The organism is Dietzia sp. Die43, from assembly GCF_024519835.1.
GTDB lineage: Bacteria > Actinomycetota > Actinomycetes > Mycobacteriales > Mycobacteriaceae > Dietzia > Dietzia kunjamensis.
The window spans coordinates 180,474-195,082 of the sequence record NZ_JALJRF010000001.1 but is presented as its reverse complement, the minus strand read 5'-3'; the positions used below and the strand labels follow the sequence as shown (position 1 = coordinate 195,082).

At 70.7% G+C, this 14,609-nt stretch carries 14 protein-coding genes and 4 tRNA genes; 8 read left to right on the top strand and 10 right to left on the bottom strand.

Annotated elements, in window-relative coordinates; all coding sequences use genetic code 11:
• Window position 1: 1 nt before the first annotated feature.
• Both hemG and hemQ read left to right on the top strand, forming a co-directional pair.
• Window positions 2-1,384 carry a protoporphyrinogen oxidase gene (gene hemG / locus NR111_RS00925; protein ID WP_206472236.1) on the top strand — a complete coding sequence of 461 codons (1,383 nt, stop codon included), beginning with the start codon at window positions 2-4 and terminating at the stop codon, window positions 1,382-1,384.
• A gap of 3 nt (window positions 1,385-1,387) precedes the next feature.
• Entirely contained in the window at window positions 1,388-2,083 is a 696-nt protein-coding gene (gene hemQ, locus NR111_RS00920; protein ID WP_069389059.1) for a hydrogen peroxide-dependent heme synthase, read from the top strand.
• Window positions 2,084-2,187: 104 nt separating this feature from the next.
• Here the strand turns inward: hemQ and msrB are convergent, their stop codons facing one another.
• From msrB to NR111_RS00900, 4 genes are read right to left on the bottom strand one after another with little or no spacing between them, the layout of a single operon-like run.
• On the bottom strand, window positions 2,188-2,622 hold the full coding sequence (gene msrB, locus NR111_RS00915; RefSeq protein ID WP_154827592.1) for a peptide-methionine (R)-S-oxide reductase MsrB: 435 nt from the start codon (window positions 2,620-2,622) through the stop codon (window positions 2,188-2,190).
• 9 nt (window positions 2,623-2,631) lie between these two features.
• Window positions 2,632-3,828: a glycosyltransferase family 87 protein gene (locus NR111_RS00910; RefSeq protein WP_256819441.1), complete on the bottom strand. Its 1,197-nt coding sequence runs from the start codon at window positions 3,826-3,828 to the stop codon at window positions 2,632-2,634.
• A gap of 53 nt (window positions 3,829-3,881) precedes the next feature.
• On the bottom strand, window positions 3,882-5,423 hold the full coding sequence (locus NR111_RS00905; RefSeq protein ID WP_256819440.1) for an alpha/beta fold hydrolase: 1,542 nt from the start codon (window positions 5,421-5,423) through the stop codon (window positions 3,882-3,884).
• On the bottom strand, window positions 5,420-6,160 hold the full coding sequence (locus NR111_RS00900) for a dihydrofolate reductase family protein (protein WP_256819439.1): 741 nt from the start codon (window positions 6,158-6,160) through the stop codon (window positions 5,420-5,422). Before NR111_RS00900 ends, NR111_RS00905 begins: the two co-directional genes overlap by 4 nt.
• A gap of 57 nt (window positions 6,161-6,217) precedes the next feature.
• Between NR111_RS00900 and zapE the strand changes: the two genes are divergently transcribed.
• Window positions 6,218-7,234, top strand: coding sequence for a cell division protein ZapE (gene zapE / locus NR111_RS00895; protein WP_154827587.1), 1,017 nt, complete (start codon window positions 6,218-6,220; stop codon window positions 7,232-7,234).
• Window positions 7,235-7,248: 14 nt separating this feature from the next.
• On the opposite strand, the gene NR111_RS00890 is transcribed toward zapE, so the two are convergent.
• The 5 genes from NR111_RS00890 to NR111_RS00870 all read right to left on the bottom strand — a co-directional run bounded on the left by NR111_RS00890 (window position 7,249) and on the right by NR111_RS00870 (window position 8,440).
• A complete protein-coding gene (locus NR111_RS00890; protein ID WP_256819435.1) occupies window positions 7,249-7,782 on the bottom strand; it encodes a GNAT family N-acetyltransferase in 534 nt (177 codons plus the stop codon).
• Between the two features lie 23 nt (window positions 7,783-7,805).
• The gene (locus NR111_RS00885) at window positions 7,806-8,036 is read right to left on the bottom strand and encodes a hypothetical protein (protein WP_206472213.1); all 231 of its coding nucleotides are present in this window, start codon (window positions 8,034-8,036) and stop codon (window positions 7,806-7,808) included.
• 108 nt (window positions 8,037-8,144) lie between these two features.
• Window positions 8,145-8,216 (bottom strand) — tRNA-Val (locus NR111_RS00880).
• A gap of 28 nt (window positions 8,217-8,244) precedes the next feature.
• Window positions 8,245-8,318, bottom strand: a tRNA-Cys gene (locus NR111_RS00875).
• Window positions 8,319-8,367: 49 nt separating this feature from the next.
• Window positions 8,368-8,440, bottom strand: a tRNA-Gly gene (locus NR111_RS00870).
• A gap of 472 nt (window positions 8,441-8,912) precedes the next feature.
• Between NR111_RS00870 and NR111_RS00865 the strand changes: the two genes are divergently transcribed.
• Window positions 8,913-8,984, top strand: a tRNA-Val gene (locus NR111_RS00865).
• Between the two features lie 562 nt (window positions 8,985-9,546).
• Here NR111_RS00865 and NR111_RS00860 read toward each other — a convergent pair.
• A complete protein-coding gene (locus tag NR111_RS00860) occupies window positions 9,547-10,206 on the bottom strand; it encodes a DsbA family protein (protein ID WP_256819433.1) in 660 nt (219 codons plus the stop codon).
• A gap of 142 nt (window positions 10,207-10,348) precedes the next feature.
• On the opposite strand from NR111_RS00860, the gene thrS reads away from it, so the two are divergent.
• Genes thrS through NR111_RS00840 form a run of 4 tightly spaced genes read left to right on the top strand, consistent with a single transcriptional unit; the run spans window position 10,349 to window position 14,609 of the window.
• Window positions 10,349-12,448, top strand: coding sequence for a threonine--tRNA ligase (gene thrS, locus NR111_RS00855; RefSeq protein ID WP_374210670.1), 2,100 nt, complete (start codon window positions 10,349-10,351; stop codon window positions 12,446-12,448).
• A complete protein-coding gene (locus NR111_RS00850) occupies window positions 12,445-13,047 on the top strand; it encodes an HIT domain-containing protein (RefSeq protein WP_206472211.1) in 603 nt (200 codons plus the stop codon). The genes thrS and NR111_RS00850 overlap by 4 nt, the downstream gene beginning before the upstream one ends.
• 12 nt (window positions 13,048-13,059) lie before the next feature.
• Entirely contained in the window at window positions 13,060-13,704 is a 645-nt protein-coding gene (gene pgsA / locus NR111_RS00845) for a phosphatidylinositol phosphate synthase (RefSeq protein WP_154827577.1), read from the top strand.
• The gene (locus tag NR111_RS00840) at window positions 13,701-14,609 is read left to right on the top strand and encodes a phosphatidylinositol mannoside acyltransferase (RefSeq protein WP_154827575.1); all 909 of its coding nucleotides are present in this window, start codon (window positions 13,701-13,703) and stop codon (window positions 14,607-14,609) included. Before pgsA ends, NR111_RS00840 begins: the two co-directional genes overlap by 4 nt.

Here is a 14,609-nt window from a genome sequence, read left to right as displayed (position 1 = left end):
GGTGGGCCCTCGCGTCGCCGTGGTGGGCGGCGGGCTCAGCGGGCTGACGGCCGCCTATCAGCTCTCACGCGAGTTGCCGGACGCCCACGTCACGGTCCTCGAGGCCTCGGACCGGCCGGGCGGGGCCCTCCACACCGTCGACTTCCCGTCCGGTCCGATGGAACTCGGCGCGGAGGCCTTCATCGGCCGCCGCCCCGAGGCGAGCGACCTCGTCGCCGAACTCGGCCTGACCGGGTCGCTGCGTCATCCCGGGCCGCTCGGGCCGGCGATCCTCACCGGGGGTCGGATGGCCCCCATGCCCGTCGGCACGCTGATGGGTCTGCCGTCCGACGTCGGGGCGTTGGCGGACGTGCTGAGCCCGCGGGAGCGCGCCGCGGCCGCGCGCGAGGCCGACCTGCCGCTGGACTGGGAGCCGGGCGGTGACGTCTCGCTCGGCTCGTTGGTCTCCGAGCGGTTCGGGCACGCGGTCGTCGCCCGGCTCGTCGACCCCATGCTCGGGGGCGTGTACGCCGCCCCCAGTACCGGGCTCGGGCTGCGACAGGTGATCCCGGGGCTGGCGCAGGCGTTGGACCGCGGCGCTCCCAGCCTCACGGCCGCCGCGCGGGAGCTCGTCGCGCACCGCGTGCCGGGCCCGGTGTTCGCCACCCTCGACGGGGGTTACCGGCTCCTCGTGGACGCCCTCGTCCGGGCCTCCGGTGCCGTGATCCGTACACACGCCACCTGCACCGCTCTCCACCGGGACGGTTCGGGCTACTCGTTGTCGGTCGCCGGCGACCGCGGGTCGTGGTCCGAGGAGGCGGACCTCGTCGTCGTCGCCGTCCCCGTTCCCCACGCCGCCCCGCTCCTCGAGGGTGCCGGGGGTCTCGACGCCGCGACCCGGGGCCTGTCCGGGATCCGGACGGCGTCCTCGGCCGTCGTCGCGTTGGAGGTCGACCGGTCCCTGGACCTCCCGGAGCGTTCGGGTGTCCTGGTGGCGACCGACGAACCGGTGCCGTTCAAGGCGATGACCTTCACCAGCCGCAAGTGGCCGCACCTCGACACCCGGCCCGGGCACCTGGTCCGGGTGTCGTTCGGGAGGCTCGACGACGACGAGGTGCTCGCCGCCGACGACGCCACCCTCACCCGCATGGCCGAATCCGCGCTGGGGGGACTGTGCGGCTCCGCGCCGACGGTCCTGCACTCGCGGGTGCGCCGCTGGTCCGACGCCCTCGCCGAGATCGGTCCCGGACACGACGCGCGGATCTCGGGCGTGCGCGCCGAACTGGCCGAGCGGCTGCCCGGGGTGGAGGTCGTCGGTGGCGCGACCGAGGGCGTGGGGGTACCCGCCTGTATCGGCTCGGCGCGGGCCGCGGCCCGGCGACTCGCCTCGGGGTGGCAGGATTGAGCCATGGCACGCCTTGACTACAAGAAACTCAACTCGACCCTGCGCTACCTGATGTTCTCCGTCTTCACGGTGACGCCGGGGCAGCTCGGGGAGGACCGGGACGCGGTCGCCGCGGACCTGGAGGAGTTCCTCGCCCGCTACGACGGCACCGACGTGGTGGTCCGGGGTCTCTACGACATCTCGGGCCTGCGCGCCGAGGCCGACTTCATGATCTGGACCCACTCCGAGCACATCGAGGACCTACAGCGGTTCTACAACGAGTTCCGGCGCACCACCCTGCTGGGCCGGGCCAGCACCGCCTACTGGTCCAACACAGCGCTGCACCGCCCCGCGGAGTTCAACAAGAGCCACATTCCGGCGTTCCTCGCCGAGGAGGAGCCGGGGGCGTACGTCTCGGTGTACCCGTTCGTGCGCTCCTACGAGTGGTACCTGCTCCCCGACGAGGAGCGGCGCCAGATCCTCGCCCAACACGGCCGCGCCGCCCGCGAGTACCCGGACGTCCGCGCCAACACCGTGCCGTCCTTCACGCTGGGGGACTACGAGTGGATCCTCGCCTTCGAGGCCCCGCAGCTCGACCGGATCGTCGACCTGATGCGCGAGATGCGGGCGACCGAGGCCCGCCGCCACGTGCGCGAGGAGATCCCGTTCTTCACCGGGCCGCGCGTCACCGCCGGGCAGCTGGCGGCATCGATGCCCTGAGGTCCACCGCGCGCCGACAGCTCGACTTGACGCGAGAGAGGGCCGACCGGGAGCAGTCCCGGTCGGCCCTCTCGTCTCCGTGGGCCGGATGCGGCCGGTCGAGTTCAGCTCTCGGCCGGCTCCAGCGTCATGCTCAGGGAGTTGATGCAGTACCGCAGGTCGGTGGGGGTGCCGTAGCCCTCCCCGGCGAACACGTGCCCCAGGTGACCGTGGCAGTTCGCGCAGATCACCTCGGTGCGCGTCATGCCGAGCGAGGAATCCGTGCGCTCGATGACGGCGCCGCCGGCCAGCGGCGTGAAGAACGAGGGCCACCCGCAGTTGGACTCGAACTTGGCGTCGCTGCGGAACAGTTCGGCGCCGCATCCGCGGCAGCGGTACACGCCCTCGGTCTTGGTGTCGTTGTACTCACCGGTGAAGGGACGTTCGGTGCCGGCCTGCCGCAGGACCTGGTACTCCTCGGGGCTGAGTCGACGACGCCACTCGGTGTCGTCCAGCGTGAAGTCCGGCTGGGGGGCGTGGGTATCGGTGGGCTCGCTCATGCCCGCAGGCTACGCCGACGCGGCGGCCGGTGCGATCCGCTCGTGCCGGCGGGGGTCGCTGCGGCGCCACAGCAGCACCACGAGCACGGTGGCCAGCAGCAGCAACCATCCCAGGGTCGGGTGCGCGAACTCGAGTAGCCGCCCGTAGTAGGGCCAGCGCGCCGACTCCCAGAAGTCGAGGGTGAAGAACCCGTACGCGGCGAGCCACGCCGGCCAGTTGCGGACCAACGACTTGTCCAGCACCACCGTCAGCATGATCGGGATGAGCATCATCGAGTAGTACATCTGGCCGAGGGTGGAGACCAGGAACACACCGGCGAGCACGACCCCGGAGGTGGTGGCCAACCACAGCACCTCGTGGTTGTGGCGGTAGTCCATCAGCAGCCACACGGCGACGAGGGTGGCCACCACGACCAGGATGCGGGCCACCAGGATGACCGGCTCGGGTACGCCGTAGTACAGGCCCATCCCGGCGATCGAGCTGTTGTAGTAGTCGCGGACCTCGCCCATGTAGGCGAGCGTGGTGTCGAGGTAACTGCGGGCGTCGACGGTGAGGGCCCACCCCGCGGCCATGGTGACGGCGGGGATCGCGGCCGCGGTGACGAACGGCTGCCACTGCTTGCGGATGAGAGGCAGCACGAGCAGCGGAGCGAGCATCGGTTTGACGGCCAGGGACAGGCCGATGGCCACGCCGGCCCACCAGAGGCGCCGTCGGTGCAGCAGGTAGAGGAACGCCACCTGGCACAGGAAGATCACGCCGTTGACGTTGGTGAAGACCAGCGTGTTGGTGACCGCCTCGGTGCAGAACGCCGCCAGCAGGATGGCGGGGGCGGCGAACGAGCGGACGTCGAGGTCGAACAGCCGCATGAGCAGCCACAGCGCCGCGATGATCGCGGCGGTGTTGATTCCGATGAACAGCCAGCGCGCCAGCGTGTAGTTGTCGATCAGGCCGACCGGGGCGAGGACGAACGTCCCGCTGGGGGCGTAGAGATAGTGCGGTTGCACCGTCAGCAGGTTCTCGACGTACACCGGCTCACCTGCCAGGAAACGCCTGGTGGCGGCGTAGACGGTGCCGAAGTCGTTCGTGATGGATCCGTTGACGGCCTTGATCAGGACGCGGTGGATGACGGTCATGATCGCCAGCGGCCACAAGACGTGGGTGAGGACGCGGGGCACGGTCGACGTGCTTCGGGTGGGCAGCGGCACGACTCGCAGGGTACCGCCTGGCCTCCCGCGTCCCGGTGAGGCACCCCGGCCGGTCAGGACGGGCAGGCCGTGGACTGCTCAGCGGCATCCGGGTCGTCGAGGAAATCGACGACCGCGCCCCGGGCGCATCCGGAGTGCAGGACCACCTGTGCGCCCGGGGCACCCCAGGTGACGATCCGCACGTCGGTGGCCCCGGCGGCGCTGAGGGCCCCGGCGGTGGGTTCGAGTGCGGCGGCACCGGCCCGGGGGTCGGCGATCCCTCCGACCAGGAGTACCGGCGTCTCGGCGGGAACGGAGACCGGCGACCGACCGGGCACGGGCCAGGTGGAGCAGGCGGAGAGCTGCGCGGCGATGATCTCCCCGAACGGCGGGGTCTGCTCCCATTCGGCCCGCAGTTCCTCGACACGGTTGACCGGGACGCGGCGCGACAGGTCGGAGCATCCGGCGACGTACGGCAGCGACGTCCCGGCCAGTTCGGCGGCGCGGTCACGGACGCTGCCCGGGGTGTCCTCGGGGGCGGCGGCCGCGAGGTCACCCAGGATGACGTCGCCTGGGGAGGCGTCGGCGGCGGAGGCGCCGGACAGGTCCGCCAACGCCGACCGGACCACGTCGGACAGCAACGCCGCCGGGACCGCCACGCCGGGTTCGCGCGCGCGGTCGAGCGCGCGGGTCACGGCCTCGACCTTCTCGTCGGCGTCGCCGGGTCCGCACTCGGTCCGGGTGCACGAGGCGGCCCACAGGCGCAGCGCCGCGTCGGAGCCGTCGAGGGCGGCGCGGGCCGCGGCCTCCTGGTCCCCGTCGGCGGGGGCGGGGGAGTCGAGCACGAGCAGGGAGAGGCGACCCGGGTGTGCGCCGGCGTAGGCGAGGGCGGTGCGGGCCCCGGTTCCGATCCCCATCACGGCGAGCCCGGGCACGTCCCACTGCTGGCGTAGACGTTCGAGGTCCTCGGCGGCGCCGGCGGAGCCGAAGTCCAGTTCGCGGCCCTGGAGCTGGTCCGTGCAGGACTGTGAGGTGTCGGCGAGGTCGCCGCGCAGCGCGGGCGAATCGGGGTCGGTGCCCCGATCCGCGAGCCCGTCGAGGGTGCGGCGGGCCGGGAAGGTCAGGCACGTACCGGCCGGGCCGGTCCGTCCGCGGTGGTCCACGACGACCAGCGGTCGGGTGTCAATGAGTTCGGGGCCGGACGAGGCGAGTCGGGAGGCGAGGGTGTCGGCCGGTGTCTCGGGACCGGCGACGACGACGAGGGGCGCCGCGTCGTCGGGTGTCCCCGTCGCGGTGAGCCGCAGGACGGGGGTCTCCCCGAGGAGGGAACACTCCACGGCGGCGCCCTCCGGTATCCCGCCGGTCCGGCCGTCGGGACACGGGACCCAGGTGAGGTCGCTGCGCGGCGCGAGCCAGTCGGGTCGGTCGGCGGTCTCCGCCGCCTCGCCACCGCCGGAGGATCCCCCGGGGCCGTCGCCGGTCGCCAGGCGCGGCCCCGTCGCGGGCAGGGGCGCACACCCGGCGATCGTCACCGCCAGGGCCGCCAGCCCCACGCCGAGTGCCCGTACGTGCCGGTGCCGCGCGACCGCGCGTATGCCCGCTCGACGGTTCCTCACCCGTCGGCCCCGGTGACGACCCAGCGGGTGTAGAGCCCGCCGCGGGGGCACGTGAAGGCCGCGGCGACGCGCAGCGGAACCCGGGTGGCGTCGGTCCCGACGGCCAGTCGCGAGTCGTCGCCGCTGACGATGATCTCGGGGGCGACCGACAGGACGAGTTCGTCGATCGCGCCCTCGCGCAACAACGTCCCGAGCAGCTGCGGACCGCCCTCGAACGTCACCTCGGAGGCCCCGAAGTGTGTGGCGAGGGAACGGACGGAGGTGCGCAGTGGACCCGGATCGAGCACGTGCACCGTGACACCCCGCTTCCGGGCGGCCTCGAGTCGGTCGCCGGGCACTCCGTGGGAGGCGACCACCTGCAGTCCGTCGCCGGCGTCGGCGCAGTGCTCGATGAGCGCGTCGCCCAGCGCGCGGGTGAACACCAGGACGACGGGCGGGGGACCGGGTCGTCTGTCCGCCCACACGGCGGCGGTCCGGGCGGGGCCGTACCCCTCGGCCAGAACGGTGCCCGAGCCCACCAGGATCAGGTCGGACCGGGCCCGCATGGCGTCGTAGACCAGCCGGTCCGTCGGGGTCCCCAGCCCGCCGCTGCGGCCGTCCACGGTGGTCGTGCCGTCGACGGAGGAGATCATCACCGCGCGGATGCACGGCACGGGCAGACCCGGTTCGGGGTCCAGCGCCGCCCACAAGGCCTCGAGTGCGGCGGGGTCGTCGTCGATCACGGTGGGCCGTGTCATGTGCACCGGGGACTCCTTCCGTTCTGACGCCGGGTGTCCCCACGATAGGCTCTGCCCATGGTCTCTCGCCTCGTTGACGTCACCCCGGTGGTCCCTGCCGATCAGCTCGTGGCACAGATGGTTCCCCCGTCGATGTTCGACGATGTCAGTTTCGACTCCTACATCCCGGACCCGGCCGAGCCCTCGCAGGCCGCCGCGGTCAAGGCGTGTCGCGAGTTCGCCGAGTCCGTGGTGGCCCGTCGCACTCCCAAGAAGGGGCTGTTCGGCCGGCGACCGAAGGCGGTGCAGGGGACCGGTATCTATCTCGACGGCGGCTTCGGGGTGGGCAAGACCCACCTGCTGACGTCGATTTACCACAATTGCCCCGAGCCCAAGGCGTTCGGGACGTTCGTCGAGCTGACCCACGTCGTGGGTGCTCTCGGCTTCAACCGGGCCGTCGAGGAGCTCTCCGGGCACTCCGTCCTGTGCATCGACGAGTTCGAGCTCGACGATCCGGGCGACACCATGCTGGTGTCCCGCCTGCTCGCGGAGCTCACCACCGCCGGTGTCAGCGTCGCGGCCACCTCCAACACGCTGCCGGAGCAGCTGGGGGAGGGACGGTTCGCGGCCAAGGACTTCATGCGGGAGATTCGCAAGATGTCGGGGATCTTCGAGTCGATCCGGGTCGACGGCCCGGACTACCGGCACCGTAACCTGCCCCCCGCCCCGGACCCGATGGACGACACCGGACTCGAGGCCGAGGCCGAGGCGGTGGAGGGTGCCACGCTCGACGACTTCGACGCCCTGTGCGAGCACCTGTCGACCCTTCACCCGTCCAAGTACAACCGCCTCGTCGACGGCGTCACGCGGGTCTGCCTCAGCGGGGTCAAGCCGCTGCCGGATCAGTCGATCGCCCTTCGTCTCGTCGTCCTCGCCGACCGGCTCTATGACGCGGGGATTCCCGTGCGCAACTCCGGCGACAAACTGGACGCGATCTTCACCGACGAGATGATCGCCGGCGGCTACCGCAAGAAGTACCTTCGTGCCACTTCCCGACTCCTGGCGCTGTCCCGGTTCGAGACCGTCGGCGGCTGACCGGCAGGCCCCTCTCAGAGCCCCAGTTCGTACACGACGTCGGTGTTGGCGACCCCTCCGACGTCGAAGGTCCGATTCCCGCGTGGTTCGAAACCACGCTTGACGTAGAACCTGCGGGCTCGGGCGTTGGCGACGTTGGTGGCCAGCCAGATGCTCCGCGTGCCCGCCGCTCTGCACCGTCGGCACACCTCGTCGAGCATGTCCGATGCGATCCCTCCGCCGTGGTGGTCGGGATCCACATAGAACTTGCTGACCCCGGTCGTGGGTCGATGAATCACCTGTCCAGCGCAGCCCGGGTCCATCTCGGTCCCGGCGATCAGCAGGATGTACCCGACCATCTCACCGTCGTCGCCCCGGGCCACCAGAACCTCGTGGCCCGGCGTGACGAGGTGAGCTCTGAACGCCTCCGGGCCGAGGTGCTCGGCGATGAAGGCCCTGATCGCGACCGGCCCCAGTTCGGGAGGGCACGCCAGCGGGAACGTCCGGGCCGCCAAGGCCGAGACGGCGTCGATATCGGCCACCGAGGCGTCACTGAGTCGGGCGGTCACCCCACGAGCCTATAAGGCGCCGTTCAGGCGTGCAGGTGCAGGCTCTCGCCCGTCCGTGCCCCTCTGATGACGAGTTTCTCCGCGTCGTCGCCGCCACCGAGGATGAGCGTGACCTCGAATTCATCGGTTCCCGTGCGCTGCAGATCAGCGAGGACACCGGTGGTGTGCCGGAAGTCGACGACGCGCCCGCGCATGGTCGCGATGTCGGCTTGGTCGATCGTCGTCGAATGGTGGAGGTGGGGCATCGCGGACATACCATCATGATCAGTGACCGAAGTCACGTCGGGAGTGCGTTCCGGTACCGAACGAGCGACAGTCCGCGAAACGACGAACGCCCCGGCCGGAGCCGGGGCGTTGTGTCGTGCGCGATACTGGGATTGAACCAGTGACCTCTTCCGTGTCAGGGAAGCGCTCTCCCGCTGAGCTAATCGCGCGGGCTTCCCGTCCGGACGTATCCGGACGTGGAGGTGGAGACGGGAATCGAACCCGTGTTGACGGCTTTGCAGGCCGCTGCCTCACCACTCGGCCACTCCACCGCAAAGGTATCGAGCCTGGTGAGGACGTCCTGGCTCCTCGATCCCTCCGAGCGGATGACGGGATTCGAACCCGCGACCCTCACCTTGGCAAGGTGATGCGCTACCAGCTGCGCCACATCCGCATCGCTCCCCGGCTCGCTGTTGCTCACCGCGTTGCGAGAATGAACATTAGCCGACGGTCTTCGGGGAACACAAATCGGGGGGCGGAAACAAGTCCTGAGCTGTGCGGACCCGGCCACGGCACGGCGCTCGACCGGGCGGCCCCGCCGAGCCACGCTCGACCCCGGGTGCCCCGTACGCCCCACGGGCCGCCGCAGCCGGTGCGGATGGTGGAGGCGCGGATGGTCGAGGCGGATGGTCGAGGGCCCACGGCACAGCTCGCGACCCGGGCGCGGGCCATCACGCATCGAGACCCTCACGGCCCGCGGCGCGCCCGCCCCCTCAGGGCCCGCCCTCCGGCACCCACACCGCCCGCCGGACCGCGTCCCGGATACCCCGTCAGCGATCCGCCCACCCCTCGGGGGGCCGAATTGGGGCACGGCCCGGGTCTTGATACAGTGTTCCGGTGCCGAGGCGAGACCGCCCGGAACGCGAGGTCCTATAGCTCAGCGGAAGAGCGCTCCGTTCACACCGGAGAGGTCACTGGTTCGAACCCAGTTAGGACCACCCTTGAAGCGGGCGAGAGCCCACGACGACCCCCGGACTCCATCACGGAGACCGGGGGTCGTCCGCATTTCAGCCGTTCGGGACCGTGCTGGCAGCGCCACGACGCGGCGGCGCATTCACCGCGCCTGCCTCTACATGTGTCAAACGATGGTGCGCCTGAATTGATCGAGTGATCGAGATCTCAACGTTTGTCAAGGGTATGAAACAACTGAGGACCTCTGCCGTCACGCATCTGCAACACAACCTCTGGCTCGGGCCTCGTGGCCCTCGCCGGTTTCGGCGCGGCGGCGCTGGCGATGTGACATGACATAGCGGCGTACAGCGCGACCGGGCGCCCGATCCGCGGACAGCGGGTCGGGCGCCCGATCCGCGGACAGCGGGTCGGGCGCCCGGTGGTGTGTACGGGCTCGGTGGTGTGTACGGGCTCGGTGGTGTGTACGGGCTCGGTGGTGTGTACGGGCTCGGTGGTGTGTACGGGCTCGGTGGTGTGTACGGGCTCGGTGGTGTGTACGGGCTCGGTGGTGTGTACGGGCTCGGTGGCGTGTACGGACTCGGCGGGGACTCAGACCTCCGCAGCCACCGCCTGCTCCAGTGCGTCATCGAACACCTCGACCGGCTGGGCCCCGCTGACGGCGAGTCGGTCGTCGAACACGAAGAACGGCACCCCGCGGACCCCGAGACCGCGGGCCGTCTCGACGTCGCGGTGCACCCGGTCGGCGTACGCGTCCCCCCGGACCACCCGGTCGACCTCCTCTGCGGGTAACCCGGCCCCGACCCCGATCTCATGCAGCACCGCCGGGTCCGAGATCGCCCGTCCCTCGGTGAAGTGGGCGCGTCGCAGGGCCTCGTCCACCGCGTCCGCCCGTCCGTGCTCGGCGGCCAGGGCGGCCAGGCGGTGGGCGTCGAAGGTCGAACAGATGCGCGCGGACCGCCAGTCGAAGTCCAGACCGAGTTCGGTGAACCGGGCGGCCATCTGCTCCTGCCCGGCCTCCGCGTCGGTGAGCGACATCCCGTACTTGCGCGAGAGCATCTGTGCACTCGTCTCGGTCGGCTCGTCGCCGACGACGCGGGGAGCGGAGGGGTCGAGTTCGTAGGCCCGCCACACCACCTCGACCGTGGTCTCGGGGTGTCGTTCACGGAACGTCTCCAGTGCCGCCTCGAGGTGCCGCTTGCCGATCCAGCAGAACGGACAGACGACGTCGGACCAGATGTCGATGCGCATGCCGGGTGCAACGTCGCGCCGCGGTCCGGGATTCCGTCAGGGCCCCGGGTAGCATGGACCGGCCCGGTCCCTGTCGTGGACCGGTGTCAGCCCGGGTGGCCCACCGGCACCCGACGTCCACTGCCCGAGGAGATCTCCCCCCGTGTCCGAGAACCGCATTCCGGAAACCGATGTCGACGCGACGGGTGCGGCCCCTGTGACGACCGTCGTCCCGGCCGGTGAGCCCGCGGGCAAGATCCTCGCCGAGCGGGAGCTGCAGTCGCGCAGCGGCCCGGAGACGATCGTCGTGGTGCGGGATCCGGAGGGGGCCCTCCGGGACCTGTCCTGGGCGCCCGCCGAGGACACCGAGGTCGAGCTGGTCCGCGCCGATTCGGAGGACGGGCGGTCGGTGATCCGGCATTCGTGCGCACACGTGCTCGCCCAGGCGGTGCAGGACAAGTTCCCCGAGGCCAAGCTGGGGATCGGTCCGCCGATCGAGAACGGCTTCTACTACGACTTCGACGTGGCCGAGCCCTTCACGCCCGAGGACCTCAAGGACCTCGAGAAGCGGATGAAGAAGATCATCAAGGCCGGCCAGCGCTTCTCGCGGCGGGAGTACGCCTCGCTCGACGAGGCGCGCACCGAGCTGGCGGGCGAGCCGTACAAGCTCGAGCTGGTCGAGGACAAGGGCCGGGCGGACGCCGGTGACGCCGACGGCGCGGTGGCGCTCGAGGACTCCGAGATCATGGAGGTCGGCGCGGGTGCGCTGACCGCCTACGACAACCTCAACCCCCGCACGGGCGAGGTCATCTGGTCGGATCTGTGCCGCGGCCCGCACACGCCCACCACCAAGTTCATCCCCGCGTTCACACTCACGCGCTCGTCCGCCGCCTACTGGCGGGGCGATCAGAACAACGCCGGTCTCCAGCGGATCTACGGCACGGCCTGGGAGAGCACCGAGGCCATGGACGCCTACCTCGACCGTCTGGCCGAGGCGGAGAAGCGGGATCACCGTCGGCTCGGGACCGAGCTGGACCTGTTCAGCTTCCCCGACGAGATCGGGTCCGGGTTCCCGGTGTTCCATCCCCGCGGCGGGATCATCCGCAACGAGATGGAGCAGCACTCCCTCAGGCGCCACCTGTCCGCCGGGTACTCACTCGTCAACACCCCGCACGTGACCAAGGGCGACCTGTTCCGCAAGTCCCAGCACTTGAGCTGGTACTCGGAGGGGATGTTCCCCCCCATGGTCCTGGACGCGGAGTACGACGCGGACGGCAAGGAGACCAAGCCGGGGCAGGACTACTACGTCAAGCCGATGAACTGCCCCATGCACAACCTCGTCTTCGACTCCCGCGGCCGCTCGTACCGCGAGCTCCCGCTGCGGATGTTCGAGTTCGGCACCGTGTACCGGTACGAGAAGTCCGGGGTGATCCACGGCCTCACCCGCGCCCGCGGCTTCACCCAGGACGACGCGCACATCTACTGCACCGAGGAGCAGATGGAGGGCGAGATCGCCTCCGTGCTCTCCTTCATCATCTCGCTCCTGCGCGACTACGGCCTCGAGGACTTCTACCTCGAGCTGTCGACCAAGGATCCGGAGAAGTACGTCGGCGGCGACGAGATCTGGGAGCGCGCGACCGACACGCTGCGTCGGGTGGCCACGAACTCCGGCCTCGAGCTGGTCCCGGACCCGGGCGGGGCCGCCTTCTACGGCCCCAAGATCTCGGTCCAGGCACGCGACGCCATCGGGCGGACGTGGCAGATGTCGACGGTCCAGCTGGACTTCAACCTGCCCGAGCTGTTCGACCTGACCTACAACGCCGCGGACGGCACCAAGAAGAGGCCGGTGATGATCCACCGCGCGCTCTTCGGCTCGATCGAGCGGTTCTTCGCCGTGCTGCTCGAGCACTACGCCGGGTTGTTCCCGGCGTGGCTGGCGCCCGTGCAGGTGGTGGGCATCCCCGTGGCGGAGGCGCACGAGAAGCATCTCGAGGACGTGATCGACGAGCTCCGGGGGCGCGGTATCCGCGCCGAGCTCGACGTCTCCGACGAGCGGATGCAGAAGAAGATCCGCAACCACACCACCGGCAAGGTCCCGTTCATGCTCCTGGCCGGTGACCGCGACGTCGAGGCGGGTGCGGTGAGCTTCCGGTTCCCGGACGGGACGCAGCTCAACGGGGTCTCGCGGAACGCCGCGATGGACAAGATCTCGTACTGGATCAACTCCCGACGCAACGACGTGCCGACCGCGGAGCGCGTGTGACGCCCGGAGATCCGTCCTCCACGGGCGCCTACCGCCAGTTCGGGGTGGGGGAGGACCACCTGCAGTTGCTGTGGGCGCCCTACCGGATGTCGTACATCGCCGAGACGCGTCCCGAACCCGCGGAGGGGATGACGGGGGAGCCGTTCCTCGACATCCCGAGGATGAGCGACGAGGACGGGCTGGTGGTCGCCCGGGGCGAGCACGTCTACGTCGTGCTCAACCTGTTCCCCTACAACCCGGGTCACTCGATGGTGGTTCCGTACCGCAAGGTGGCGGACCTGGAGGACCTCGACGACGACGAGTCCCGCGAACTCATGTCGTACACGCAGCACCTGATCCGGGTCATCAAGGCGGTCTCGAACCCGGACTCGTTCAACGTGGGACTCAATCTGGGTGGCGCGGCCGGCGGGTCCCTGTCCGAGCATCTGCACCAACACGTCGTGCCACGCTGGATCGGTGACGCGAACTTCATTACCGTGACCGGCGGAACCAAGGTGCTCCCGCAGCTCCTCCGTCAGACGCGGCAGCTGCTCTCGGAGGCGTGGTCCACCACGATGTCACCAGGCGATGTGTCCGGACCAGACCGCACCTCGAAGTAGGCAGGGAGTCGAATGCTCAGCGAGTACGGAAGGTCGGGGGTCGCCAGGGTGGCCCACCCCCTGGCGGCGTTCCTCGTCCGCAGCGGCGTCACCGCCAACGGGATCACCCTCGCCGGCCTCCTGCTGACCTGCGCCGCGGCGATCACCCTGTTCGGACCCGGTCACCTGGTGGCCGGCGCGATCGTCATCGCACTGTGCACCCTGTTCGATCTGGTGGACGGGGCGGTCGCCCGCGCGAGCGGGGGCGGGTCACCGTACGGAGCCCTGGTCGACGCGGTCTCCGACCGGGTCGCGGACGGCGTGATCCTGGCGTCGCTGTTGTGGTGGCTGGTCTACACCGAGCCCGACAACCGGTACGCGCTGGTCATGCTCCTGTCCTGCCTGATCCTGTCCCAGGTGGTGTCCTACTCCAAGGCCCGCGCCGACGCGGGCGGACTCCGCACACCGGGCGGGCTCATGGAGCGCGCCGATCGCCTGGTCCTCATCCTGCTCGGCGCCGGCCTCGAGGGGCTGGGGGTGCCGTGGGCACTCGAGGTCGGGCTGACCGCCGTCGCGGCGGGCAGTTTCGTCACGGTGATCCAACGGGTGTGGGGCGGACGCACCGACTACCTCGAACGCGTGGCGCGTAGCGACGCCCCCGCGGTGGGAGACCGATGAGCGCCCTCGGCGATCGCCTTTCCGATCTCGGGTACGCCGCCGGATGGGCCGTGGTGCGCGCCCTTCCAGAGCCGACCGCGCGCGCCCTCTTCCGTGCGGGCGCCGATCTCGCGGCCCGCCGACAGGGTCCGGACTCGCAGCTGCGCAGGAACCTGGCCCGCGTCCTCGGGGTCACCCCGGCCGAGGTCCCCGACGACCTGATCAGGGAGTCCTTCCGCTCCTATGCCCGCTACTGGCGCGAGGCCTTCCGTCTCCCCTCGATGGACCGCGAGGCCGTGGCCCGCGAGATGGACCGGACGATCGCCGGGGTCGAGAACCTCGACGCGGCGCTCGAGCAGGGGCGCGGGGTGGTCGTCGCGCTGCCGCACTCGGCCAACTGGGATCTGGGCGGCACCTGGCTGGCGCGACGCTACGGCGGGTTCGCCACCGTCGCGGAGAGGCTCGAGCCGGAATCGCTGTACCAGCGCTTCCTGGACTTCCGCGAGGGCCTGGGCTTCACCATCTACCCGCACACGGGCGGACCCACCCCGCCGCTGGACGCGCTGCGCGAGTACCTCGCAGGGGGCGGGATCGTCTGTCTGCCGGGGGAGCGGGACCTCCGCCGGACCGGGGTGCCCGTGACGTTCTTCGGCGAACAGACGCGCATGCCCGCGGGGGCGGCCCGCCTCGCCGTGGAGACCGGCGCGCCGCTGCTGGTCGCCCAGTTCTGGTACGCCGACGAGGAGACGATGCGGGTCCGCATCACCCCGCCCATCGATGTCTCAGGTGGTATCGAACCGGCGGTCCAGGCGATGGCCGACCTCTTCGCCGAGGGGATCGCCCGGCACCCCGCGGACTGGCACATGCTCCAGCCACTCTGGCTGGACGACCTGCCGGCCGAGCGGCGTGCGCGGATCGAGCGCTGA